At 71.6% G+C, this 23,480-nt stretch carries 21 protein-coding genes; 10 read left to right on the top strand and 11 right to left on the bottom strand.

Going from position 1 to position 23,480, the window contains the following annotated elements:
- Nucleotides 1-5: 5 nt before the first annotated feature.
- Nucleotides 6-380 (bottom strand): RNA-binding S4 domain-containing protein, encoded by a 375-nt coding sequence (locus tag LIU39_RS25660; RefSeq protein ID WP_227049270.1) that lies wholly within the window; start codon nt 378-380, stop codon nt 6-8.
- Between the two features lie 127 nt (nt 381-507).
- Complete coding sequence (gene ku / locus LIU39_RS25655; protein ID WP_227049293.1) at nt 508-1,647, bottom strand: non-homologous end joining protein Ku; 1,140 nt, start codon at nt 1,645-1,647, stop codon at nt 508-510.
- 30 nt (nt 1,648-1,677) lie between these two features.
- On the opposite strand from ku, the gene ligD (LIU39_RS25650) reads away from it, so the two are divergent.
- The 3 genes from ligD (LIU39_RS25650) to murJ all read left to right on the top strand — a co-directional run bounded on the left by ligD (LIU39_RS25650) (nt 1,678) and on the right by murJ (nt 5,380).
- Nucleotides 1,678-2,574, top strand: coding sequence for a non-homologous end-joining DNA ligase (ligD, locus tag LIU39_RS25650; protein WP_227049269.1), 897 nt, complete (start codon nt 1,678-1,680; stop codon nt 2,572-2,574).
- Entirely contained in the window at nt 2,571-3,533 is a 963-nt protein-coding gene (ligD, locus tag LIU39_RS25645; protein ID WP_227049268.1) for a non-homologous end-joining DNA ligase, read from the top strand. Before ligD (LIU39_RS25650) ends, ligD (LIU39_RS25645) begins: the two co-directional genes overlap by 4 nt.
- A gap of 92 nt (nt 3,534-3,625) precedes the next feature.
- Entirely contained in the window at nt 3,626-5,380 is a 1,755-nt protein-coding gene (murJ, locus tag LIU39_RS25640) for a murein biosynthesis integral membrane protein MurJ (protein WP_372464037.1), read from the top strand.
- 55 nt (nt 5,381-5,435) lie between these two features.
- Here murJ and LIU39_RS25635 read toward each other — a convergent pair whose 3' ends face one another.
- Nucleotides 5,436-5,918 carry a hypothetical protein gene (locus LIU39_RS25635; protein ID WP_227049267.1) on the bottom strand — a complete coding sequence of 161 codons (483 nt, stop codon included), beginning with the start codon at nt 5,916-5,918 and terminating at the stop codon, nt 5,436-5,438.
- Between the two features lie 206 nt (nt 5,919-6,124).
- On the opposite strand from LIU39_RS25635, the gene LIU39_RS25630 reads away from it, so the two are divergent.
- The 4 genes from LIU39_RS25630 (at nt 6,125) to LIU39_RS25615 (ending at nt 10,193) form a co-directional block, all read left to right on the top strand.
- Nucleotides 6,125-6,703, top strand: coding sequence for a TetR/AcrR family transcriptional regulator (locus LIU39_RS25630; RefSeq protein ID WP_227049266.1), 579 nt, complete (start codon nt 6,125-6,127; stop codon nt 6,701-6,703).
- Between the two features lie 630 nt (nt 6,704-7,333).
- Nucleotides 7,334-8,203 (top strand): endonuclease I family protein, encoded by an 870-nt coding sequence (locus LIU39_RS25625; protein WP_227049265.1) that lies wholly within the window; start codon nt 7,334-7,336, stop codon nt 8,201-8,203.
- A 182-nt stretch (nt 8,204-8,385) separates the two neighbouring features.
- Nucleotides 8,386-9,690, top strand: coding sequence for a D-alanyl-D-alanine carboxypeptidase family protein (locus LIU39_RS25620; protein WP_227049264.1), 1,305 nt, complete (start codon nt 8,386-8,388; stop codon nt 9,688-9,690).
- A 299-nt stretch (nt 9,691-9,989) separates the two neighbouring features.
- Complete coding sequence (locus tag LIU39_RS25615) at nt 9,990-10,193, top strand: cold-shock protein (protein ID WP_227049263.1); 204 nt, start codon at nt 9,990-9,992, stop codon at nt 10,191-10,193.
- Nucleotides 10,194-10,271: 78 nt separating this feature from the next.
- On the opposite strand, the gene LIU39_RS25610 is transcribed toward LIU39_RS25615, so the two are convergent.
- Entirely contained in the window at nt 10,272-10,847 is a 576-nt protein-coding gene (locus tag LIU39_RS25610) for a GNAT family N-acetyltransferase (RefSeq protein WP_227049262.1), read from the bottom strand.
- A 188-nt stretch (nt 10,848-11,035) separates the two neighbouring features.
- Between LIU39_RS25610 and LIU39_RS25605 the strand changes: the two genes are divergently transcribed.
- Complete coding sequence (locus tag LIU39_RS25605; RefSeq protein ID WP_227049261.1) at nt 11,036-11,317, top strand: hypothetical protein; 282 nt, start codon at nt 11,036-11,038, stop codon at nt 11,315-11,317.
- 184 nt (nt 11,318-11,501) lie between these two features.
- Here the strand turns inward: LIU39_RS25605 and LIU39_RS25600 are convergent, their stop codons facing one another.
- Nucleotides 11,502-11,693 (bottom strand): antitoxin, encoded by a 192-nt coding sequence (locus LIU39_RS25600; RefSeq protein ID WP_227049260.1) that lies wholly within the window; start codon nt 11,691-11,693, stop codon nt 11,502-11,504.
- A gap of 154 nt (nt 11,694-11,847) precedes the next feature.
- Here LIU39_RS25600 and LIU39_RS25595 point away from each other — a divergent pair, with 154 nt between their 5' ends.
- A complete protein-coding gene (locus LIU39_RS25595) occupies nt 11,848-12,063 on the top strand; it encodes a hypothetical protein (RefSeq protein WP_227049259.1) in 216 nt (71 codons plus the stop codon).
- Nucleotides 12,064-12,087: 24 nt separating this feature from the next.
- Here LIU39_RS25595 and LIU39_RS25590 read toward each other — a convergent pair whose 3' ends face one another.
- From LIU39_RS25590 to LIU39_RS25565, 6 genes are all read right to left on the bottom strand, one after another.
- Nucleotides 12,088-15,132 carry an alpha-mannosidase gene (locus tag LIU39_RS25590; protein ID WP_227049258.1) on the bottom strand — a complete coding sequence of 1,015 codons (3,045 nt, stop codon included), beginning with the start codon at nt 15,130-15,132 and terminating at the stop codon, nt 12,088-12,090.
- 59 nt (nt 15,133-15,191) lie between these two features.
- Nucleotides 15,192-17,288, bottom strand: a complete 2,097-nt coding sequence (locus LIU39_RS25585) for an endo-beta-N-acetylglucosaminidase (protein ID WP_227049257.1) — start codon at nt 17,286-17,288, stop codon at nt 15,192-15,194.
- Nucleotides 17,289-17,378: 90 nt separating this feature from the next.
- Nucleotides 17,379-18,650 (bottom strand): glycoside hydrolase 5 family protein, encoded by a 1,272-nt coding sequence (locus LIU39_RS25580; RefSeq protein ID WP_227049256.1) that lies wholly within the window; start codon nt 18,648-18,650, stop codon nt 17,379-17,381.
- Nucleotides 18,651-18,704: 54 nt separating this feature from the next.
- Nucleotides 18,705-19,607: a carbohydrate ABC transporter permease gene (locus tag LIU39_RS25575; protein ID WP_227049255.1), complete on the bottom strand. Its 903-nt coding sequence runs from the start codon at nt 19,605-19,607 to the stop codon at nt 18,705-18,707.
- A complete protein-coding gene (locus tag LIU39_RS25570; RefSeq protein ID WP_372464040.1) occupies nt 19,604-20,530 on the bottom strand; it encodes a carbohydrate ABC transporter permease in 927 nt (308 codons plus the stop codon). Before LIU39_RS25570 ends, LIU39_RS25575 begins: the two co-directional genes overlap by 4 nt.
- Before the next feature lie 62 nt (nt 20,531-20,592).
- Entirely contained in the window at nt 20,593-21,897 is a 1,305-nt protein-coding gene (locus tag LIU39_RS25565; RefSeq protein WP_227049254.1) for an ABC transporter substrate-binding protein, read from the bottom strand.
- A 512-nt stretch (nt 21,898-22,409) separates the two neighbouring features.
- Here LIU39_RS25565 and LIU39_RS25560 point away from each other — a divergent pair.
- On the top strand, nt 22,410-23,480 hold the full coding sequence (locus LIU39_RS25560) for a LacI family DNA-binding transcriptional regulator (protein WP_227049253.1): 1,071 nt from the start codon (nt 22,410-22,412) through the stop codon (nt 23,478-23,480).

The raw sequence follows: 23,480 nt of genomic DNA, 5'->3' as shown, positions 1-23,480 counted from the left end.
CCGGCTCAGTGGCCGCGCAGCTGCTCGATCTCGCGGCGGTCCCGCTTGGTCGGCCGCCCGGTGCCCCGGTCGCGGATGCCGATGAGGGGGATCTCTTCGCGCGGCGGGGCCGGCGGGGTGTTGTCGACGAAACACTCGGCGGCGATGGCCGCGCCCACCCGCTTGCGCACCAGCCGCGAGACCACCACGATCCGCTCCCGCCCTGCGTGCCGCAGCCGCACCTCGTCCCCCGTGTGCACCGTGTGGGCGGGCTTCACCCGTTCCCCGTTGACCCGGACGTGCCCCGCGCGGCAGGCGGTCGCGGCCAGCGAGCGCGTCTTGGTCAGCCGGACGGACCAGATCCAGCTGTCGATGCGGGTGTTCCCCTCGTCTGAAGCCATGCCACGACTCTAGGACACGCGCCGGAGCCCCGGGGAGTGCCACAGGAGGCGCTGCCGGGCGGGCGCGTGGCCCGCCTGCCCCGTGCGGACCGGCCGCGAGCGGCGTGGATGCTCGCGATCAAGGCGCTCAGGCCGACGCCCGCTTCCCGCTCTTCTTCGCCGCCGCCTTCTTCGCGGTGCCCTTTTGGGCCGATGTGCCGCCGGACGTACCGGACTTGGCCGACGATGACGCGCTGCCGGCCCCGGAGCCGTCGGCCTTCGCCCGCCCGCCGGCAGTCTTCTTCGCCGCGGGCTTCCTCGCACCGGACGCCGCGGTCTTCTTCGCCGCCGTCTTCTTGGCCGGGGCCTTCGCCGCCGCGGGCTTCTTCGTGCCGCCCCTGCCCGCGCTGCCCTTGTCCGCGCCGGACGGCTCCGCGTCACGCCTGGCCGTCTTCCGGCCCCGGATCGGGGTGACCGACGCGGGTTCCTCGTCCTCGTCCGCAGCCCTCTCCCCGCGCCCCTCCTGGGCCGCCCGCACGCTGCTCTCCAGCGCGGCCATCAGGTCGATCACCTGGCCCCCCGACGTGTCGGACGAGGCGGGCGCGACCGGCTCGCCGCCCTCCAGCTTCGCCGTGACCAGCGCCTCGACGGCCTCGCGGTAGTCGTCGTGCAGTTCGCCGGGATCCAGCTCGCCCAGCGAATCCATCAGGGTCTCGGCCAGCGTCAGCTCGTTCTCGCGGATCTCGACGCCGTCCGGCACCACACCGGACGTCGAACGGATCTGGTCGGGCCACAACAGTGCGTGCATCACGATCGCCCCGTCGTGGGACCGCAGCATCGCCAGGGTCTCCCGCCCGTGCATCGCCACCTTGCCGATGGCGACCTTCCCGTGGTGCTCCAGCGCCTCCCGCAGCAAGGTGTACGGCTTGACGGCGGCCGGACCGTTGGGCCCCAGGTAGTAGGACTTGTCCATCTGGAGGGGGTCGATCTCGCCGGCGTCGAGGAACGACAGGATCGTCAGCGTCTTCGTGGTCGGCAGCGGCAGCCGGGACAGATCGTCGTCGGTGATCGGCACGATCGAGTCGCCCGCCTGGTACCCCTTGCCGATCTCCTCGTTCGGCACCTCCTCACCGTCCAGTTCGCAGAACTTGCGGTACTGGATCCGCCCGGCGTCCTTGTCGTGGATCCGGACGAAGGACACCGAGGAGCTGCGGTTCGTGGCGCTGTAGGTCTTCACGGGGATGCTGACCAGGCCAAAGGAAATAACGCCATTCCATACAGATCGCATCATTCATCCCTTGTGTGGGATTCTCATCGTATGTCGCCTATTACGGTCGTGGAGGGGCGGCGCCTCTCGCTCACCCGCCTGGAGAAGGTCCTCTATCCGGAGACCGGCACCACCAAGGGCGAGATGCTGCACTACGTCACGACCACGGCGGGCGCGATACTGCCGCACCTCCACGACCGGCCGGTGTCCTTCCTGCGCTTCCCCGACGGGCCGGACGGCCAGCGTTTCTTCACCAAGAACGTGCCGCCCGGCACCCCCTCCTGGGTGAAGACCTCCGAAGTGCCCCGCAAGTCGGCGGACCACGGCCGCCAGGTGGTGCTCCAGGACGTCTCCTCCCTGGTGTGGGCCGCGAACCTCGTCGTCGAACTGCACGTCCCGCAGTGGACCGTGGACGCTCCCGGGACGGCCGACCGGCTCGTCCTCGACCTCGACCCGGGCGAACCGGCCACCATCGTCGAATGCTGCGCCGCCGCCCGGTGGCTGCACGACCGGCTGGCCGCCGACGGCCTGCACGTCTACGCCAAGACCAGCGGCTCCAAGGGCCTGCATCTCATCGTTCCCGTCGAGCCCACCCCGTCGGACGACACCACCGCCTACGCGAAGACCCTCGCCGTCGAAGCCGCGGCCGCCCTGCCGGAACTGGTCGTCCACAAAATGAAGAAGGAACTGCGCCCCGGCAAGGTGTTCCTCGACTTCTCGCAGAACTCCGCGGCCAAGACCACCGCCGCGCCCTACACCCTGCGCGCCCGCCGCACCCCCACCGTCTCCACCCCGGTCACCTGGGACGAGGTCACCGCCTGCACGGAACCCGGTCAACTCTCCTTCCTGTTCGGCGAGATCGCCGGCCGGCTGGCCCGCCACGGAGACCTGCTCGGCCCGCTCCTCAACCTCAACCGCGCACGACCGCTCCCGAAGGCCGCCCGGTGACGACGCTGCCCCGGATCACTCCCATGCTCGCCACGCCGGGCACCCTCCCGGCCGCGCGCGACGACCGGCGGTGGGCGTACGAGAGCAAGCACGACGGGCAGCGTGCCGTCGTCGAGCTGCCCGGCGACGGCACGCTGCTGCTGCGATCCCGTTCGGGCGCCGACATCACCGCCGCCTACCCCGAGTTGCTGTCCCTGGGCGCCGCCGCCGACGACGGGGCGCCGGCCGTGCTGGACGGCGAGGTGGTCGCGCTCGACGAGGAGGGACGGCCCGATTTCGAGCGGCTGCAGTACCGGATGGGGCGGTCCGGGCCGTCGGCGAAGGCCGCCCGGCTGGTGCCGGGAAATCCCGTCCATCTCCTGCTGTTCGACGTGATGTTCCTCCGGGGCCGCAGCCTGCTGCGGCTGCCGTACGCCGAGCGCCGCGCGGCGCTGGAGGGCCTCGGGCTCCGGGGGCCGTACTGGTCGACGCCGGCCGCGCTGCACGGCCACGGTGCGCAGGCGCTCGCGGCCACCAAGGAGCGCGGCCTGGAAGGCGTGGTCTGCAAGCGGCTCGACTCCGTCTACACACCGGGCATCCGCTCCCGCTCCTGGATCAAGATCCGCAACATCCGGACCGTGGACGCGATCGTCGGCGGCTGGGTGCCGGGCCGGGGCCATCTCGCGGGGCTGCCCGGGGCGTTGCTGCTGGGCCGGTACGAGGCGGGGGCGCTGCGCTACGTCGGCAACGTGGGCACGGGATGGAACGACCGCGAACGGGCCCTGCTCGCCGAACTGCTGCGGATCGCGGCCGTGGACGACTGTCCGTTCGCCGAGGTGCCGCCGGTCCCGGACGCCCGGTGGGTCCTGCCGCGGCTGGTGGGCGAGGTCCGCTACGCCACCGAGACGAGGGCGGGGCTGCTGCGGCAGCCGTCATGGCACCGGCTCCGGCCCGACCTGGCGCCCGGGGACACCGGCTGAACGGACCGCCGCGCGGCCCCGCCGGACGCCCGGTGCGCGCCAACCGCGCCCATCGAAAGGGCGTTGTCAGTGCCCCGGCATAGATTGGGGCCATGACGGAGGGGACGCACGACACCGACACCCTGCGCCTGCGGGCGCAGGCAGGAACCGCCGCCGCACCACCGGGACCAGGCGGGGCGGGGGACGCAGCCGAAGGGCCGGGGGAGCCATGCGCCGGGCGGCGGCGCCACGCGGCGGCCAGGGCCAACGGCGCGATGCGCTCCTCCCTGCTGATGGCGATGGGGACCATGGCCTCGCGCGCGACGGGCCTGATCCGGCAGGTGCTCCAGGCAGGAGCGCTGGGCACCGGACTGCTCGCGACGACCTACAACACCGCCAACGTCGTCCCGATGAGCATCTACACCCTGCTCATCGGCGGGGCGCTGAACTCCGTACTGGTGCCGCAGCTGGTCCGCGCCCGTGTCGAGCACCAGGACGGCGGCCGCGCTTACGAACAGCGCCTGGTCACCCTGGTGCTGTGCGTCCTCGGCGCCGGCACTCTCCTCGCCCTGTGGGCCGCCCCGCAGATCGTCGCCGTCTACGCACCCGACGGCGCCGACACGCACGCCGCGTTCGACCTCACCGTCGTCTTCGCCCGCTTCCTCCTGCCGCAGATCTTCTTCTACGGCCTGTACTTCATCCTCGGCCAAGTCCTCAACGCCCGGCAGAAGTTCGGCGCGATGATGTGGACGCCGGTCCTCAACAACATCATCCTGATCACGGTGCTCGGTCTCTACATCGGGCTGCTGACGGGCCCCGACCGCGTCGAGGACATCACCCAGGGCCAGATCGACCTCCTGGGCATCGGCACCACCCTCGGCATCGCCGTCCAGGGCCTCGCCCTGATCCCGTTCGTACGGGCCTGTGGCTTCCGCTTCCGCCCGCGCTTCGACTGGCGCGGCACCGGCCTGCGCAAGAGCTTCACCGCCGCCCGGTGGACGCTGCTGTTCGTCCTGGCCAACCTCGCCGCGATGACCGTCGTCACCCACTTCGCCAACGCCGCCGACCGTCAACTCCCCACCTCAGGAGTCGGATTCACCGCGTACTCCTACGTGCAGACGATCTGGATGCTGCCGCAGTCGATCGTCACCGTGTCCCTGGTCACCGCGCTGCTGCCCCGGATGAGCCGCGCGGTCGCCGAACACCGCCTCGACGACCTGCGCGGCGACCTCTCCCGCGCCCTGCGCGTCAGCGGCGTCGTCATCGTGCCGGCCGCCTTCTTCTTCCTCGCCTTCGGGCCGCAGACCGCCCAACTCCTGCTCGCCCACGGCGCGGTGGACGCCGCATCGGCCGCGCCGGCCGGGCACATGCTCCAGGCGCTGGGGCTCGGCCTGATCCCGTTCTCCGCCCAGTACCTGCTGCTGCGCGGCTTCTACGCCTTCGAGGACACCCGTACGCCGTTCTGGATGGGCGCCTGGATCGCGGCCGTGAACATCGCCCTGGCCACCGGCTGCCATCTGCTGCTGCCCGTCCGCTGGTCGGTCACCGGCATGGCCGCCGCCTACGCCGTTGCCTACGGCGTCGGGCTGCTGATCACCGCACTGCGGCTGCGCAGGCGGCTGTACGGCAGGCTCGACGGGCGGCGCCTGTGCCGGACCTACGGAAAGCTGGCGGCGGCCGCAGCCGTGGCCGGAGTGCTCGGCAGACTCGCCGCCACGGCCTCATCGAGCCTCCCGGCGTCGACCGGCTGGGCCCCGGCGCTCGCCCTGATAGCGGGCGGCGCCACCATGGCCCTCGTCTTCCTGGCCCTGGCCCGCGCCCTGCGGATCGGTGAGCTGCGGAGCCTGCCGCTGCCGGGACTGCGGTGAGGTGAGGTGACGTGCGGCGCCGCCGGGACGCGCCGCCCGAGGGGCCGGGTGCCGGCTACGGCGCGGTGCGGGCCGCGGTGCCGATCCAGTTGATGACGGCGGTGGTCGTGGCGTCGTCCAGACCCGCGAGGGCGCGCAGCGCGGCCGCGTCCTCCGGGGCCGGGGCGACCCCCGCGGCGGTGAGCGCCACTTGGAGGTCAAGGCGACGGCGGTCGGATGTGGACACCGGCGCGTGCAGCCGACTTTCCGGGCGCGGGACCGGGTTCTGGGGCGGCGTTCCCGTGGGCCGCGGGACGGTCGGCAGCCGGTCTTCGGGGCGCGGCGGCGGCAGCAACTCGTCCGCCGGGGCGCACGGGTGGGGCATGGGCATGGGGACCGCCATGGCCGGGAGATGCACCGGCTGCTGATGGGGCCACCGGGGGGCCGGCTGGTGGGTCACGGCGGCGGGCCACTGCTCGTGGGCGGTGGTCACGGCGGCGGGCCCGGCCCAGTTGCCGCCTTCGGTGCCGATCGGGGACTGCTCGCAGTACGGCGACATCGGGGGCCTCCACAGCTCACGATCAGGTAGGACGTCTCGACCATCCAGAACCCTCTCCGCGGTACGGGGGTTGCGCAGTCCGCCGCGGTTCACCCGATGGGAGCATCGCGGCAATTCAGGACAGGGGCGACAAGCCGTCAAGAGGAGGCGATCGACTGCCTGTTGCTTACCGTAACGAGCAGTTAGAAATTTGTAAGATCCCTCCCATGGGCAGAAGCAAGGAATTCGACCCGGACGCGGCGCTGCGAGCGGCCCTGGAGCTGTTCTGGCGCCAGGGGTACGAGGCCACGTCGATGCAAGACCTGGTCGATCACCTCGGCATCAACAGGGGCAGTATCTACGCGACGTACGGCAGTAAGCACGAGCTGTACCTCAAGGCGCTGGACCGCTACTGCGAGGGGCAGGGCAACGTGGCCCTCGAACTGCTCAGCCGCCCGGGTTCGGCGCTCTCCGCGGTACGGGACTTCCTGCTCGGGCACGCCGCGCAGTGCCACCAGGACGAGGAGCGCAAGGGCTGCCTGGTGACCAATTCGGCCACCGAACTCCTCCCCGGCGACGCCGGTGCCGGCCGCCGGATCGACACCGCGCTGCGCGACGTGGAGAACGCCCTCACGGGCGCCCTGATCCGGGCCAAGGGGCAGCGGGAGCTGGACGAGAACGCTCAACCCCGTTCCCTGGCCCGCTTCTTGGTGACTTTCATCCAGGGCCTGCACGTCATCGCGAAGACGCAGGACGAGCGGCGCCTGGACGACGCGGTCGACCAGGCGCTGACGCTGCTGCGCTGAGCCGGCCCGCCGTCATCCGGGGCGGTGCCCCTTTGCCGCCCTCTCCTCCGTGGGAATTCCGTCTGAGGCTTTACTGGAACGATCGGGTAGAAAAAATGAAGAGAGTTGACCGTGCCCTGTGCCCGCGCGGAGTTCTGGGTGATCTCGGGAATCCGCGTCCGCGGGGTTCGCCCCTGTTCGCGCAGCGTGCGGTGCCCGTCGTTGCGCTGATGACGGGGGCCGGCCTGGTCGGTGTCACGAGGAGCCCGACGATGTCGCCGCGTCCAACGTGCCGGGAACGTCTGCCCGTTGGCGAACGCCGTCCGCTCCCCCTTCAGCGCTCTCGGCGTCCTCGTCGGCTCTTCGGCGGGCCGGTCCCCGACCTCCTCCATGCCCACCGGACATCAGCCCGCCCGGCAACACCGGACACGGACTCCCTGCCCGCACCGGCCGGGGAGGCCGGATCCGAGGGGGCGTCCGGCGTGAAATGTGTGACCGTCACCACCTGACCACACAACTCTCTCCTTGCGTTCACATGTGGTGATTACAGCGATGGAAAGCTGCCTGCGGCCGTATACCCAACGGCCGGCGTCGGCCGTGCCCCCCACATCACGCGGCCCGATGCCACATTTCGGGGAGAGGACACCATCCGTGGACAACACCCGCGTGACCCGCAGAGGTCGCCGCACCGTGCTTGCCGTGGCCGCAGGGACCGTACTGGTCGCGGTGGCCGCACAGGTCCCGGCCACCGCGACGGCCACTCCGGCCGCAGGACCGGCCGCCCGTCACTCGTCCATACCCGCCGCAGCCGCGATATCCGCCGGCGCCTACGACGACACGTACTACAAGGACGCCATCGGCAAGACCGGCCAGGAGCTCAAGGATTCGCTGCACCGGATCATCAGCAGCACCCAGACCGGAAAGCTGTCGTACGACCAGGTCTGGGACGCACTCAAGGACACCGACGAGGACCCGGCCAACAGCAAGAACGTCATCCTGCTGTACTCCGGCCGCTCCCAGAGCAAGGACAGTCACGGCGGAAATCCGGACGACTGGAACCGCGAACACGTCTGGGCGAAATCGCACGGCGACTTCGGCACCGCCACCGGACCCGGCACGGACATCCACCACCTGCGGCCCGCCGATGTGTCCGTCAACAGCATCCGCGGCAATAAGGACTTCGACAACGGCGGTTCGGAGGTCGAAGAGGCGCCGGGCAACCGCACCGACGACGACTCCTTCGAGCCCCGGGACGCGGTCAAGGGCGATGTCGCGCGCATGATCCTCTACATGGCCGTCCGCTACGACGGCGAGGACGGGTTCCCCGACCTCGAACCCAACGACAAGGTCGACAACGGCTCGCAGCCGAACATCGGCCGCCTCTCGGTCCTGGAGAAGTGGAACCAGCAGGACCCGCCGGACACCTTCGAGAAGCACCGCAACCAGGTGATATTCGACAAGTACCAGCACAACCGCAACCCGTTCGTCGACCACCCCGAGTGGGTCAACGAGATCTGGTGACCCGCAGGAACTGACCCGGGGCGACACGGGCCGGCCGCCCGCAGAACCGGCGTGTCGCCCCGGCGTGCCGCGGCCGGCCGGCCCGGCGGGGATGACGCCTCCTCAACGCCGTCGGGGGAGCCGGTGAACCGTATGGAGCACTCCAACCGGCGATCGGCAGGCGTCGTTCCTAGCGTGGCCTCATGTCGTCAGCTAGTTGGCCTTCCGTCAAAGCCGGTACCGCAGCGGTCGTTTGTGCCGCGTGTCTGGTGGTCACCTGCCCTCCGGCCACCGCCGGTCCGCCGGGCAGCGTCGGGTCGTCCGGCACGGATGATGAGCCGGGCGCCGAAGGCTCCGGTGCCCGGCTCGACCGCAGCGGTGTGCAGTTCCGGTCGGACGTCTCCGAGCCGCCTTCCGTCTCGGCCCTGTCGTGGATGGTCACCGACGCGTCCGACGGGAAGATCCTGGCCGCCAAGAACGCGCACCGGCAGCTGCCGCCCGCCAGCACCCTCAAGACGCTCTTCGCGCTGACCGTGCTCCCGAAATTCGGGCAGGACACCGTGCACACCGTCTCCGAGGACGACCTGTCCGGCATCAACCAGGGCAGCTCCCTCGTCGGCATCAAGGAAGACACCCGCTACTCCGTCGCCGACCTCTGGCGCGGGGTCTTCCTCAGCTCAGGCAGCGACGCGGTGCGCACCCTGGCCTCGATGAACGGCGGTTGGCAGGAGACCGTCTCGGACATGCGGGACATGGCCCGCCGCGTCGGCGCCCGCGACACGACGGTGGAGTCGGCGGACGGCTTCGACACGCCGGGCCAGGTGTCCTCCGCGTACGACCTCACGCTGTTCGCCAAGGCCGGGCTGACCAACCGGGACTTCGCGCGCTTCGCCGCCACCAAGGAGGCGCAGTTCCCCGAATCCGGCGGCCCGGACTCGTTCGGCATCCAGAACACCAACCGGCTGCTGGTGGGCTCGCACGGCGTGACCCCGTACCCCGGCCTGGTCGGCGTGAAGAACGGCTACACCAGCCAGGCGGGCAACACCCTGGTGGCCGCGGCACAGCAGGACGGCCGGACCCTGCTGGTCACCGTCATGAACCCGCAGTCCGGCGAGTACAACGCCGTCTACGAAGAAGCCCGCGCCCTCCTGGACTGGGGTTTCTCCGCGGCGCCCGACGCCTCCCCGGTCGCCGTGCTGCCGGACAAGGTGGGGCCCGCGACGGGCACCACGTCCCGAGCCCATGATCACGATGATGCCCGCGTCGAAGACCGGGACCACGACCGGGACCAGGACCGCGCTCGTGCCCGCGATCACGATCGGGCCCGTGCCCACGACCGCGCCCGTGCGCGGGCCGTGGGCGAACACTCCGGTGTGGTCCACGCGTCCGCGGTGGGCCGGAGCGCCAGGGGTGGCACAGCGCCCTGGGGATGGTGGTACGCCGTCATCGGTGCGGCGCTGCTGACCGGCCTCGGCATCACCCTGTGGCGCAGCCGGCGGGGCGCCTGACCTGCCGGACCCCGGCCGGCCGCGTGCCGTCTCGTACGGGCGCGCCACCGGCCGGGGAATCGGCGGATCCGGATGGCCTCGGCCGGTGAACGATGACGCGACTGCCACGGTGGTGATGACTGGTGGGCGATGTGCGGTGTAGCGTCCTGATCAGCTGTCGTGGTTCCGAAGTGCCGGGCGCCCGTGTCGCATTCACGGGCGTTCTTTCTGTGCGATGCCTCTCCGGACCAGGGCGATCACCTCCGGTTTCCGTGCCATGCGGACGCCGATGCAAGCCCATTGAACGAATGGAGACAGGTATGGCCAGCGGCACGGTGAAGTGGTTCAACTCGGAAAAGGGCTTCGGCTTCATCGCGCAGGACGGCGGCGGCGCCGACGTCTTCGCGCACTACTCGAACATCGAGGCCCAGGGCTTCCGTGAGCTCCAGGAAGGCCAGAAGGTGACCTTCGAGGTCACGCAGGGCCAGAAGGGCCCGCAGGCGGAGAAGATCCGCGTGGCCTGAGCCTCGTCTCATTCCGGCGCCCGCCCCCTTGCCATCCGGGGCGGGCGCCGTCGTCTGCGACCGGGCTGCGGCCCCGCGTCACGGCCTGCGGTCGTTGAGGATCCGCTGGAAGAGCCGGTGGTCGCGCCAGGCGCCGGCGATGTGCAGATAGCGCTCGGCGACGCCGTACGGCTCGAAGCCGTTCTTGGCCAGCACGCGCTGCGAGACGACGTTGTCGAGCAAGGTGCCGGCCTGGAGCCGGTGCAGGCCCAGCACGGAGTCGGCACTCTCGCAGACCTGCCGTACCGCGGCGCCGGCGAGACCGCGGCCCACGTGGCCCACGTCGATCCAGTAGCCCAGGTCGGCGCTGCGGAACTGGCCCCGCACGATGTCGCTGAGGACGATCCCGCCGACGATGTCGTCCTCGTCCCCGTACTCGTCCCCGTCCCGCACCAGTACCCAGGACAGCATCCGCTCCGCCTCCTGCTCGGCCCGTTGGACCTCCAGGCGCGCCCGCTGCCCTTCGGTCGTGTAGAAGGACTCGCTGCGGGCCGGATCCCAGGGCTTGAGGTGGTCGCGGCTGCGCCGCTGCGCACGGGCCAGCCCCGCGGCGTCGTCCGGCGTCACCGGGCGCATCAGGACATCGGGGGCGAGCCGGGCGGAGATAGTGATCATCGGTCCAGCGTAGAACCGCCACCCGGCGCTGCGGGAGCCCCCCAGGCGGTCGGAGCCGGTCGCGGAATCCGTACCGGGAGGTCGCGCTGCCCGTGCCAGATCTCGGGCATGGGGCTCTTCGGACGAGGCGAGGAAGCGCGGCAGGACGGGAGCGTCGAACCCTTCCGGCTCACGGTGGACCGGTCTTCGTGCTGCCCGCCCGCGGCGTGGTGTTCACCGGGCGGATGCGGTCCGGAACGGTCCGTACCGGCCGGCAGGCGGAGATCGCGCTGCCCGGCGGGCCGCGCGCGGTGACCGTCGAGGCGATCGACGTGCGGCGCAGGAAGCGGGAGCGGGCCGACGCGGGGGAGGAGGCCGGGCTCCATCTCGCCGGGTTCACCGCCGACGACATTTCCCGGGCGCTCGGCGCGGGCGGCGCCGTCCAGGAGGATGGACCACTGCGCGGCGTGCAGATCTCCGCCGGACCGTGACCACGGGAGCCTGTCCGGGTCGTGAGCGGCCGGTGATGTGTGGGCCCCGGCCGGTGCGCGCCCCCGCTGCTCCGGGCCGCGGAACCCCGTACGCACCTGTGCCCCGCCCGGACGCGCCGACCGGCGCGCCCGCCACGGGGGCACGGGGTGGGTGAGCCGGTGCGCGGGCGCCCGGTTCACGTTGTCAGGTCTGCGGCGGCTGACCCTGGTCCCCGCGGCCGAACTCGTCCTTGAGCTTGTCCTGGGCCTTGTCCACCTGACTCCTGTACTTGCCCTGGGTCTTTTCGTCGACGTAGTCGCCGGCCTTGTCCACGCCCTTGCCGGTCTGGCTTTCGTGGCCCTTCAGCATGCTCTTGAGCTTGTCCATCATGGACATGGGTCATCCTCCTCGCGACGATCCCCCACGGCTCCAGCATCACCCCCTGCCGCACGTTCTGCATCCGCGCGCCGGGCACGGGAACACGGCCTGCGGTGCCGCCCGGATGGCCGTTCGGCGGGCGGGACGGCGGGGCCCGGCCGAGAATGCAGCGGTGAGCGATGAACACCGCAGCGCCGACAGCGCCGCGCCGCGCCCCGCACCGGATGACGAGGAACGGCGGCGCGCCAGGATGACGCTGGCCGACCGGGCGCGGGACGCGGACGACCTGTCCTTGCTGATGGACATGCTGGATCTGCATCCGGGCCGCGACACCCGCCCCATGGCGGGCGGCGGCCGTCCGGACGGGCGCGAGGTCGAGGAGGAGTGACCCGCGCCCGCCCGGCACCGCAGGTCAGCCGGCGCCGCCCGCCCGGCTCAGGCGCAGCGTGACGATCTGGAACGGCCGCAGCGCCATCCGCACCGTGCGGCCGTCCCGGTGCAGCTCGGGGCCGTCGTCCACCGGGCGCTCCAGCAGATCCGTGGCATGGGCGTCCGCCAGGCCGAAGGCGGTGGTGACCGCCGTGGTGGCCCGCCCGCCGTGCGCCTCGTGCAGCCGGACGACCACGTCGCCGCTGCCGTCGTCGGCGAGCTTCACGGCCGTCACCACGACCGCGTCGTTGTCCACCGTGACCAGCGGAGCGACCGGGCCCGCGCCCGGGACGCGACGTTCGGGGAGGTTGATGCGGTGGCCTTCGCGCACCGCGTCGCCGATGGCGGCTCCGGGGGCGAGGGCGTAGCGGAAGCGGTGCAGCCCCTGGTCGGTCTCCGGGTCGGGGAACCGCGGCGCGCGCAGCAGCGAGAGCCGCACGGTCGTCGTCGTGCCGCGGTCCGGTGCGTCGCGGACGGTGCGGGTGACGTCGTGGCCGTACGTGGCGTCGTTGACCAGCGCGACACCCCAGCCCGGCTCATCGATGTGCACGAAGCGGTGTGCGCAGGTCTCGAACTTGGCCGCCTCCCAGCTGGTGTTGGTGTGGGTGGGCCGGTACAGGTGCCCGAACTGGGTCTCCGCGGCGTAGCGTTCGGCGTGCAGGTCGAGCGGGAAGGCGGCCTTGAGGAACTTCTCGGTCTCGTGCCAGTCGACCTCGGTGTCGATGTCGATGCGCCGCTGCCCGCGGGTGAGCGTCAGCGTCTGCACGACGCGCGAGTCGCCGAAGCTCCGGACCACCCGCACCGTCGCCGCGTCCCCGGAGGCCGCGTCGAGCGTCACCTCGTCCGCCGCGGTCAGATCGGTGACGACGTTCCGGTAGAACGCGTCCACGTCCCAGGCGTCCCACATGTTGGGGAAGTCCGGGTGGATCTGGAGGAGGTTGGCGGCGCCGCCCGGCGCGACGGCCTCCCGCCCGGCCGTCAGGTCGTACGCGGAGACGATCAGGCCGTGCGCGTCGATCTCGGTCCGCAGCAGGCCGTTGGCGAGGACGAACCCGCCGCCGGCGCGCGGCTCGGCCACGACCTCGGCGCCGTCGGGCACCGCCGGCGCCAGGGCCCCGGCCGCGACGCCTGACCTGGGGTGCGGTGCCGCGTTCGCCACCAGCTCCGTCCCGCCCGTGCCGGCCAGTGCGCCCAGCGCGTCCGCGATCAGCTGCTCCAGCTCGGCGGCGACGGCCGTGTAGGTACGCTCCGCCTCACGGTGCACCCACGCGATCGACGAGCCGGGCAGGATGTCGTGGAACTGGTGCAGCAGCACCGTCTTCCAGATCCGGTCCAACTCCGCGTACGGGTAGGGATGTCCGGCCGTGACGGCCGCCGTCGCCGACCACAGTTCGGCCTCACGCAGGAGGTGTTCGCTGCGCCGGTTGCCGCGCTTGGTCTTCGCCTGGCTGGTCAGCGTCGCGCGGTGCAGCTCCAGATACAGCTCGCCCACCCACACCGGCGCCTGCGGGTACTCCGCCTCCGCCTTCGCGAAGAAGTCCGCCGGCTTCTCCCACACCACGGTGGGCGAGCCGTCCAGGTCGCGCAGCCGGCGGGCCTTGGCGATCATCTCGCGGGTGGTGCCGCCGCCCCCGTCGCCCCACCCGGTCGGCGCCAGCGAGTGCCGCGCCACGCCCTTGTCCTTGAAGTTCCGTGCCGCATGGGCGATTTCGCTGCCCGCCATCTGGCAGTTGTAGGTGTCGACCGGCGGGAAGTGGGTGAAGATCCGGGTGCCGTCGATGCCCTCCCAGCGGAACGTGTGGTGCGGGAACGCGTTGATCTGGCTCCAGGAGATCTTCTGGGTCAGCAGCCACTTCGCGCCCGCCGCCTTGATGATCTGCGGGAGCCCGGCGGCGAACCCGAAGGTGTCCGGCAGCCACGCCTCGTCGTTCTCGACGCCGAACTCCTCCAGGAAGAACCGCTTCCCGTGCACGAACTGCCGCGCCATCGCCTCCGATCCCGGCATGTTGGTGTCGGACTCCACCCACATGCCGCCCGCGGGCACGAACCGGCCCTCCGCGACCGCCCGCTTCACCTTGGCGTAGACCTCGGGACGGTGCTCCTTGATCCACGCGTACTGCTGGGCCTGGGACATCGCGAAGACGAACTCCGGCTCGTCCTCCAGCAGCGCCGTCATGTTCGACGTGGTCCTGGCGACCTTCCGCACCGTCTCGCGCAGCGGCCACAGCCACGCCGAGTCGATGTGCGCATGTCCCACCGCGCTGATCCGGTGCGCCGACGCGCCCGCGGGCGCGGCCAGCACCTCACGCAGCTCCGAACGGGCCGCATCCGCCGACCCGTTGACGTCCTGGAGGTCCACCACGTCCAGCGCCCGCCCGACGGCCCGCAGCAGCTCCCAGCGCCGCGGCGATTCCACGGGCAGCTCGGTCATCAGCTCCCCGAGCACCTCCAGGTCCTGGACCAGTTCCCACACCGTGGTGTCGAACACCGCCAGATCCATCCGCGCCAGCCGGTACTGCGGCGCGTCGCCCGCGGTCTCCCGGTCGCCCAACGGGGTGGGCTGGAAGGGATGGACGTCCAGGATCACCGGGTTGGACGCCGCTTCGAGGTGCCACTCGACGCGTTCGCCGCCCTGCACCGGAGCGCCGGCCCGCACCCACTGGTTGCGGGGGTTGATGGCCTTCACGGGGTCGCCGTCCGGCGTGTAGACCAGCGCCTCGCACTGGAACCCGGGCATCCGCTCGTCGAATCCCAGGTCCAGCACCGCTTCCACGGTCCGTCCCGCCCATTCCGCAGGCACCTCGCCTGTCACCTTGAACCAGGTCGTCGCCCAGGGCGCGCCCCACTCGTCCCCGACGGCCACCGGCGTATGCGCCGCCGCCAGGCCCTCGGCCACCGGAACCGGCTCGCCCGGCGCGACCCAGGCCGCCACCTCCAGCGGCACCGCGTCCGGGTACAGGGCGGGCCGGATGCGTTCGTCCAGCACCCGCTTGAGGCGGGCTTCGACCAGTGCGCGATCGTCATGCATGGGAGGTGGCTCCGTAACGTCGTGATGAGGGGTGTGCGGTGGTACGGGCGGGCGGTCGGCTACCAGGAGTGCCGGATCACGGCGGGCTCCGAGGCGGTGAACAGTTCGCCGACCGCCCGGATGCGGAGCACGGCGGCCGGTTCCGTCCCGGCGCGGCGCAGCCCCGGCAGGTGGAACGCGGTGCCGCAGGTGCCGCCGAGGAACCGGACGGCGCCGCCGGGCAGGTGGCGCGACACCTCGTAGTGGCGCACCGGCCCGGGGGCGCGCCGCCAGGACAGCCGCAGGGCGGTCGCGCCGCCGGCGGTCGCCGCGTCGGTGACGGCCGCGCCGGTGGGCGCCGCCGGTATCGCCGCGTCCCCGTCCCGGACGGCCAGCAGGCCGAGCCGCCAAGCGACCGGAGTGCCGCCCCGGCCGGTCAGCCGCACACCCAGCGCGTGGAGCGTGCCGGGCCCGAGGGGGCCGAGCCGTACGGACGTGCGGCGCCAGCCGTCGCCCGGTGCGATGGTCCCGGCGGGCAGACAGGCGAAGGGGGCGGGCTCCCCGGGGGCCGCGGGCTCCCGCAGCGCGACGGCCACCTCCACGGTGACAGGACCGGACTCCGCGTCGGCCCGGTGCACCAGGTCGACCGTCGTGGCGCCGCCGGCCGGCAGCCGCGCGGTGTACAGCTCCACCGTCGCCGGCTCGGCGAGGTCGCCCCGCACCCGCAGGCTGCTGCCGCCGCGCCAGGCGTCCTCGAAGTCCAGTGTCACGTCCGGGCGTTGGCCTTGGGCGCGGACCACCCAGCGCCGGGCGGGCAGCCGGTCCTGGAGCCCGAGGTGATGCCACGGTGCGTCGGACACCGCGGCGCCGTCGTCGTACCAGCGCAACCCGTGACCGGTGTTGAACGACGTCCCGAACGGCAGCGCGTCCAGCGTGGAACGGTCGGCCACGGCGGTGGCCGGCGCCCGCCAGCCGCCTCCGGTGCCGCCGGGGCGGGTCGGATCGAGGCCCTCGCCCGACCAGAAACGGTCGTCCGCCGCGTGGAACTGCCCGGGGGTGCGCCCCTCGGGCCGATGGTTCAGCGTCCAGTCCGGCCGGTAGAAGCCGTACGAGACCACGTGGTCGCGCCCGGCCGGGAGGATCGCGTCCCAGTCGGTGGCGGTGTCCCAGCCCGCGGATTCGACATCGACCCCGGCCCACAACGCGTACCGGCTGCGGCCCAGTTGCTCCGCCAGCCGCCCGGAGTCGGCGAGCCGCTGCGCACTCCAGCGGAAGTCCACGAACATCGTGTCGGCGACCGGCCCGTGCGCGTCCTGGAAGAACGTCTGATTACGGGAGTTGAGTGCGCCCTGCCAGCCCACCCGGCCGTCGCGGTCCATCGCGTCGTACCAGGTGATGCGCAGCCCACGGCCGGTACCCGCCGCGCGCAGTGCCCGCAGGAACGCCTGCATATCGGCGGCCAGTGCGGCGTCCCCGCCGTCGGTCTCGGCGTTGATGAACCACCCGTCGAAGCCGTACGTTCCGGCCACCTCCACCAGCTTCGCGGCCAGCGGGAAGCGGCCCGCCGTGTCCTTCTGCACCAGGTCGCGGGTCCAGCGCAGCCGCCCGCCGTACGCGGCCGGCGGCAGGAACACGGTGCCCAGGACCGGCACGCCGTTGCGGTGCGCGGCGTCCACCACCGGGGCGCTGGGGGCCACTATCAGCCCTTCGCCGGACGAGCCGCCCCAGAAGACCAGTTCGTCGAGGTAGGCCCAGTGGGTCGGGGTGTAGCGGTCGGCGGTGGCGGAGCCCTGTGAGGGGTTCCCCGCGGTGTGGTCGAACGCCGCGAGGGCGCTGATCCCGGCCTGGCCTCCCCGGGCCGTGGTGTTCGCGGCGACCGGCGTGAACCGCCGGGCGAGCGGCACGGTCGCGGTGTTGAACGCGAGGTCACGATCGGCCTGCGGCGTCCAGGCCAGCAGGCTGCGCCAGGTCACGCCGTCGCCCGGCGTGCCGTCCGGCAGCGAGTCGGGGAACCAGTACGACGCGTACGGCTGGAGGGGCGCGGCCTCGGCCGCCGCCGACGGGGGCCGTGCGGCGGCCGGGGCCGCGCCCAGCGGCGGGCCGAACAGCGCGGCGGCGGCACCGGCACCGGCCAGCACCACACGGCGGCGGGACAACGGGAACGGTTCCTGGGGCATGGGCTCCTCCGAAGGCGCGGTCGGTGAACGGGTGGGACGGGCTGCCGGCACGGCCGCGGCCGGAGCGCCGCCGGAGACCGGCGGCCCTGGTCAGGCCAGGACCTCCTGCGGTGAACGGACCTCCGTGATGCCACGTGCCGTCAAATGCTGTACGTCATCGGCGCGTTCGGCCAGTACGAGGGCGGGCCGCACACCTTGTCCGGCCAGCCGCGCCCAGGCTTCGAAGACGGCGCCGCCGGGCGCGCACACCGAGCGGCGGGGGGCCGCGTCCGCGTCGCCCGCGTCCACGGCGAGGGCGGTGGCGCGCACCGCGGGCCGGTGCACCCGCCCGCCCCACTCGCCGGCCAGCGCGGCGAGCGCCTTGCCCGCCGGCTTGACCGTCCCGTCGTTGCCGAGCAGGCCGAGGCCGTACTCAAGATCGGGAAAGTCCGCCAGCGACCGGGACACGTCATGCGAGCACCACCACGTCACGCCCCACACGTCCGGGCAGTCCAGGGCGTTGCGGACGGTGGCCTCGGTGAACCGCGCCGCCTGATCCTCCGGGATGTGCGGGGCGGGGGCGCCGACTTCCTGGAGCCACACCGGGCGGTGCGGATCGCTCGCCCACGCCTTCGACAGCTCGATCAGATAGGCCGCGTGCTGCTCCGTCGCGGTGCCCGCAGGCCCGTGCCGCTGCGCCGTGCCGTTGAACACCCAGGAGTGCACGGCCGTCACGGCACCCCGGCGGGCGGCGTGCGCCGGGGTGAAGGGGTGTCCGTCGCGATACCAGGCGGCGTCGTAGGCGGCGTGCAGATGCATCCGGCCGGGCGCGCCACGCTCGCAGGCCGCCAGCATCCGGTCCAGCCACGCACCGGCCTGCGCCTCGGTGATCCGGTCCGGGTCCGGATGCGGGCCGTCCGAGAACTGGTTGATCTCGTTGCCCAGTGTCATGCCGAGGAAGTTGGGCCGGTCGGCGAGCGCTGCCGCCAGCGTGCGCAGGTATTCCTCCTGGCCCGACAGGACGTCCGGGTCGGTGAAGAGGCTGCGGCGGTGCCAGGTCTGTGTCCAGGCGGGCAGGAAGTCGAAGCTCGACAGGTGACCCTGGAGGCCGTCGACGTTGATGTCGAGGCCCCGTTCGGCCGCGGCGTCCGCCAGCCGCACCAGCTGGTCGACGGCGGCCGGCCGGATCAGGGTGCGGTTGGGCTGGAACACCGGCCAGAGAGGGAAGACCCGGACGTGGTCGAGGCCGAGCGCGGCGATGGCGTCGAGATCGGCGCGTACCGCGTCCAGGTCGAAGTCGAGCCAGTGGTGGAACCACCCGTGGGCGGGTGTGTAGTTGACGCCGAAGCGGAGCGGGCGGCGGACGGTGTCCTGCTCGGGCATAGCGGTCCCTGGGAGTGAGAGGCGGGGCGGGGGAGTGGCCGGGGGCTGCGGAGGTCAGCCCTTGACCGCACCCTCACCGACACCGCGGAAGAAGAAACGCTGCAGACAGGCGAACAACACGATCAGGGGGAGCACGGCGATGACGGTGCCGGCCGCGACCAGGCGCTGGTTGTTCGCGAACGTGCCGTGCAGGAAGTTCAGGCCGATCGTCAGGGTGAATTTCGACTGGTCGCTGAGCACGATCAGCGGCCACAGGAAGTCGTCCCACGCCCCCATGAAGGCGAAGATCGCCACCACTGCCAGGGTGCCCTTGACCGAAGGCAGCGCGATCCGCAGGAACCGTTGCCAGGCGTTGGCACCGTCGACGAACGCCGCCTCCTCCACCTCGTACGGCAGCGCGGCGAAGGCGTTCCGCATCAGCAGGACGTTCATGGCGCCGATACAGGCGGGCAGCAGCACGCCGATGAGGGTGTTGTTGAGCTGGAGTTCCCGCATCGTGACGAACTGGGCGATCATGATGCTCTCCACCGGCACCAGCATCGCCATGAGGAAGACGACGAGCGCGGCTTTCCGGCCGCGGAACCGCATCCGGGCCAGCGCGTAGCCCGCCAGCGCCGCGCCCAGACAGTTCGTCAGCACGTTGGCGACCGCGACCTTCAGGGAGTTCAGCGCGAAGTCCCAGACCGGGATGATCTTCGCGACGCCGGCGTAGTTGTCCAGCGTCGCCTCGTGCGGCACCAGGCTCGGCGGATAGCGGTAGATGTCCTCGCCCGCCCCCTTGAGCGAGGTGGACAGCTGCCACAGGAACGGCCCCACGGTCAGCGCCAGCACGGCGAGCAGCAGCAGGTAGCGCAGTACCCACTGCCATACCGGTGTCCGGCGGCCGCTCCTGCGCCGCCGTACGCGGCCGCCGCCGTCCGGCGCGGCCCGCCGTTCCTGTTCCGCCGTGGCACTCATGCGTCCTCCTTGCGGTTGGCGCGCAGCACCAGCAGCATCAGTCCCAGCGTGATCACGAACACCACGACGGACAGCGCCGACGCATAGCCGACCCGGCCGTTGAGACCCGTGCCGACCTGTTGGACCAGCATCACCAGCGTGGTGTCCTCGCCGCCGGGCCCGCCGGTCGGCCCGGCCATCAGATAGACCTCGGAGAACACCTTGAAGGCGCCGACCGAGGAGAGCGCGGCCACCAGCACCATCGTGGAGCGCACCGCGGGGACGGTGACCGTCCAGAACCGGCGCAGCGCCCCCGCGCCGTCGACCGCGCACGCCTCGTGCAGTTCGCGCGGCACGTTGGCCAGCGCCGCCAGATAAATGATCATGTAGTAGCCGAGGCCCTTCCAGACCGTGACCGCCATCGCGCTGAACAGCAGCAGCCACGGATCGCTGAGAAAGCCGACCTTGCCGAAGCCGACCGCCTCCAGCACGGCGTTGATCAGCCCGCGGTCGTCCAGCAGCCACACCCAGATCAGCCCGACCACCACGACGGACGCCACCACCGGCGTGTAGAACGCGGCACGGAAGAATGTGATCCCGGGGATGCGCCCCTGGACGAGCAGGGCCAGCAGCAGCGGCAGGATCACCAGCAGCGGCACGACCCCCAGGACGTACAGCAGGCTGTTGCGCAGACCGGTCCAGAACATCGCGTCATGGATCAGCTCCTGGTAGTTGGCGCCGCCCACGTACTGTCCCGCGATGAGGGTGCGGGCATCGGTGAAGGAGTTCACCACCGTGCTCAGGAACGGATACAGGCTGAACCCGCCGACGATCAGCAGGCCGGGGGCGAGGAACAGCCAGGGGCTGGCGGGCAGATGCCTGCGGACGGGTCTGATGCGGCCGCGCGCGGCGGCCTGCGGGGGAGCGCCGGGACCGGGCGGCACGGGCGCGGGCCCGCCGCCGCCCTTGTTTCCCGGGGTCCTGGGCACTCGGGCCGTGCCGGTCGTCACCGTGCGCCCGCGCCGGTCGTGAGCAGCCGGTTGCACTCGTTGACCGCACCGTCGAGCGCGGCCTTGGGCGACTCCTTGCCCTGCACGGCCTTGGCAACGGCGTTGCGCAGCACGGTCTTCATCTGGTCGCTGAGCAGGACCGGCGTGTAATTCACCGCGCTGCCAAGGGACTTGGCGGAGGCGATGCGCACCCGGGTCGCGTCCGTGCCGTCCTCCTTGGTGAAGTACGGATCGTCGAGCGAGCCCTTGGTGCTCGGGAAGATCGTCACCCGCTTCGCGAAGTCCATCTGGTTCTTGCGGTCCGTGACGAAGTGGGCGAACGCGACCGCGGCCGGTTTGACCTTGCTCTGTGCATTCACCATCAGGCCCTGAACGTACATATTGGCCTTGCCGGTGTTGTTGACCGTGTCTGTGATCCCGATGTTCTTGTAGAGGCTCGGTGCCTCCTTCTTGAAGTTCCCCAGGTCCAGCGCGCTGCCCGGATTCATCGCCACGGACTGCTGCTGGAACTTCCGCCCCGAGGACTCGGCCATGGCGGTCAGCGCCTGCGAATCCAGCGCGCCCGCCGCGTACAACTCACGGTAATGCCGGAGCAGTTCGACGCCCTTGGGCTCATTGAAGGTGAAGGCGGTGCCCTGCGCGTTCATGAGCCGTACGCCGTAGCGCCCGAAGTCCTCGATCGACGGGGTGCTCGCCAGCATCGTGATCTTTCCGTCGCTCTTCTTCGCCATCGTCAGCGCGTCCGCGAAGAGCTTGCCGTACGTCGTCGGTGGCTTCCGGGGGTCGAGCCCCGCCTTCGTGAAGAGCGCCTTGTTGTAGAACATCGGGCCGGTGTTCAGATACCAGGGGAATGCGTAGACGCCCGCCATGCCCGGCATCTCGTAGCTCTTCCAGGCACCCGCCAGATACTCGTCCTGATACTTTCCCGCCGCCTTGTGCAGGTCGAGCGCGACACCGGCCTTGGCCAGCGGATAAGCGAGATCCGGTGACACATTCACGACATCGGGAAGCGTGCCGCCCGCCGCGTCCGCACTGAGTTTCTCCGGATACCCTTCGGCCGGCTGATCAACCCAATTCACCTTGGCATCCGGATACTTCTTCTCGAAGTCTGCGATGAGCCCTTCGAAGTAGTCCTTGAAATTGGCCTTGAGATTCCAGGTCTGGAAGGTAACCCGGCCCTCGACCTTTCCCGTCGCACTGTCCGACGCGCCGGAATCTCCCGAGGCCCCGCACGCGGTCAGGGCGAGCGCCGATGTGACCAGGACCGCGGCGGACGCGGCTGCTCGGCGGGATATACGCATGACTGGCTGGCTCCTCTGCTCGGACCAGAAACAGGGCGAATCGTTGCGGCAGCCGTATGCGACAGAGCGTGCTTCCGAAGTGGACTCTTTCGGTATCCACGCGCTGCCGCTGGATGCCGCTTCCTGCTCCGGACACGCGAAAATCAACAACTGTGCCGTGCCCCTTCAGCACACCGGACGGCCGTGAAAGCGAGTCTCGGTGCGATGATGCGGCAGACGGTACTAATGCGTTTTAGTGGGTGTCAATACCTGCACCGGAATCGGTCCGGAAGAGGCCTGGGGAAGTCCATCATCATCCACCCTGACCTGCGAAAAGACCCGTCGTCCGATGCCGCGCGGAGCACATCGCAAACCCCTGGCACCGTCGATTGACACACCCCGCCCCAGTGATCAGACTGACGGTACTAATGCGGTTTAGGGACCGGCACGCAACAGGCATCCGCGCCGCCCGGCGCGCCGACGTGCCCACCGCAGCGAGGCGAGCGAGACCCACCGCACGAGGAGAGTCCGTCATGACAGCGCCCGGCGAGGCCGCCCGCCGCAAACCCGCCCGGCGGCCGACGATCAAGGACATCGCGCGCCGCGCGGGCGTCTCCGAGAGCGCCGTCTCCTTCGCGCTCAACGACCGGCCCGGCGTCTCCCAGGACACCCGCGCCCGGATCCGCCGCGTCGCCGAAGAACTGGGCTGGCAGGCCAACAGCGCCGCCCGCGCGCTCTCCGGTGAACGCGCGGGCAGCGCGGGCCTGGTACTCGCCCGTCCGGCCCGGACCCTGGGCGTCGAGTCCTTCTTCCTCCAACTGGTCTCCGGCATCCAGGAAGTCCTGTCGGCACGCCGGATCGCGCTGCTCTTCCAGGTGGTCGAAGACCTGGAAACGGAATGCGCGCTCTACCGCCGCTGGTGGGCCGAACGCCGGGTGGACGGCGTCCTCGTCGTCGACCCCCGCACCGAGGACCCGCGCCCCGGCCTGCTCGCCTCCCTCGGCCTGCCGGCCGTCGTCGTCGGCGGCCCCGCCACCGCAGCGGAACCCCCGCAGGTCTCCACGGTCTGGGCCGACGACTCCAAGGCCATGGCCAGGGTTCTCGACCACCTCCACGGCCTCGGCCACCACCGGATCGTGCACGTCGCCGGCCTGCCGGGACTGGCCCACACCGCCCGCCGCATCCGCTCCCTGCGCACCGAAGCGGACCGCCGCGGCCTCGACGCGCACCAGGTCCGCTCGGTGACCACCGACTACTCCGACGCGGAGGGCGCTGAGGCCACCCGCCACATCCTGGACACGGCCGAGCCGCCCACGGCGATCATCTACGACAACGACGTGATGGCCGTCGCCGGCGCCTCGGTGGCCGCCGGCCGCGGCCTCTCCGTTCCGGGCGGCCTGTCGATCGTGGCCTGGGACGACTCGGCCCTGTGCCGCGTCACCCACCCCCAGCTCACCGCCCTGGTCCGCGACACCCCCGGCTTCGGCCGGCTCGCCGCCCAGGAACTCCTCACCGTCCTCGACGGCGGCCCACCGCGCACCGTCCACGGCGAACTCCCGCACCTGGAAGCCCGCGAGAGCACCGGCGCACCTGACGCGCCGTAA

The sequence above is a fragment of the Streptomyces pinistramenti genome (assembly GCF_020564935.1).
In the GTDB taxonomy this organism is placed as follows: Bacteria; Actinomycetota; Actinomycetes; order Streptomycetales; family Streptomycetaceae; genus Streptomyces; species Streptomyces pinistramenti.
The sequence above is the reverse complement of the archived record's forward strand: the minus strand, read 5'-3'. Positions and strand labels throughout refer to the sequence as shown.

Excerpts from the sequence above, each read along its gene's own strand:
- LIU39_RS25660 (WP_227049270.1), bottom strand. The coding sequence starts at position 380 with ATGGCTTCAGACGAGGGGAACACCCGCATCGACAGCTGGATCTGGTCC.
- ku (WP_227049293.1), bottom strand. The coding sequence starts at position 1,647 with ATGCGATCTGTATGGAATGGCGTTATTTCCTTTGGCCTGGTCAGCATC.
- ligD (WP_227049269.1), top strand. The coding sequence starts at position 1,678 with ATGTCGCCTATTACGGTCGTGGAGGGGCGGCGCCTCTCGCTCACCCGC.
- murJ (WP_372464037.1), top strand. The coding sequence starts at position 3,626 with ATGACGGAGGGGACGCACGACACCGACACCCTGCGCCTGCGGGCGCAG.
- LIU39_RS25635 (WP_227049267.1), bottom strand. The coding sequence starts at position 5,918 with ATGTCGCCGTACTGCGAGCAGTCCCCGATCGGCACCGAAGGCGGCAAC.
- LIU39_RS25630 (WP_227049266.1), top strand. The coding sequence starts at position 6,125 with ATGGGCAGAAGCAAGGAATTCGACCCGGACGCGGCGCTGCGAGCGGCC.
- LIU39_RS25620 (WP_227049264.1), top strand. The coding sequence starts at position 8,386 with ATGTCGTCAGCTAGTTGGCCTTCCGTCAAAGCCGGTACCGCAGCGGTC.
- LIU39_RS25615 (WP_227049263.1), top strand. The coding sequence starts at position 9,990 with ATGGCCAGCGGCACGGTGAAGTGGTTCAACTCGGAAAAGGGCTTCGGC.
- LIU39_RS25610 (WP_227049262.1), bottom strand. The coding sequence starts at position 10,847 with ATGATCACTATCTCCGCCCGGCTCGCCCCCGATGTCCTGATGCGCCCG.
- LIU39_RS25600 (WP_227049260.1), bottom strand. The coding sequence starts at position 11,693 with ATGTCCATGATGGACAAGCTCAAGAGCATGCTGAAGGGCCACGAAAGC.
- LIU39_RS25590 (WP_227049258.1), bottom strand. The coding sequence starts at position 15,132 with ATGCATGACGATCGCGCACTGGTCGAAGCCCGCCTCAAGCGGGTGCTG.
- LIU39_RS25585 (WP_227049257.1), bottom strand. The coding sequence starts at position 17,288 with ATGCCCCAGGAACCGTTCCCGTTGTCCCGCCGCCGTGTGGTGCTGGCC.
- LIU39_RS25580 (WP_227049256.1), bottom strand. The coding sequence starts at position 18,650 with ATGCCCGAGCAGGACACCGTCCGCCGCCCGCTCCGCTTCGGCGTCAAC.
- LIU39_RS25575 (WP_227049255.1), bottom strand. The coding sequence starts at position 19,607 with ATGAGTGCCACGGCGGAACAGGAACGGCGGGCCGCGCCGGACGGCGGC.
- LIU39_RS25565 (WP_227049254.1), bottom strand. The coding sequence starts at position 21,897 with ATGCGTATATCCCGCCGAGCAGCCGCGTCCGCCGCGGTCCTGGTCACA.
- LIU39_RS25560 (WP_227049253.1), top strand. The coding sequence starts at position 22,410 with ATGACAGCGCCCGGCGAGGCCGCCCGCCGCAAACCCGCCCGGCGGCCG.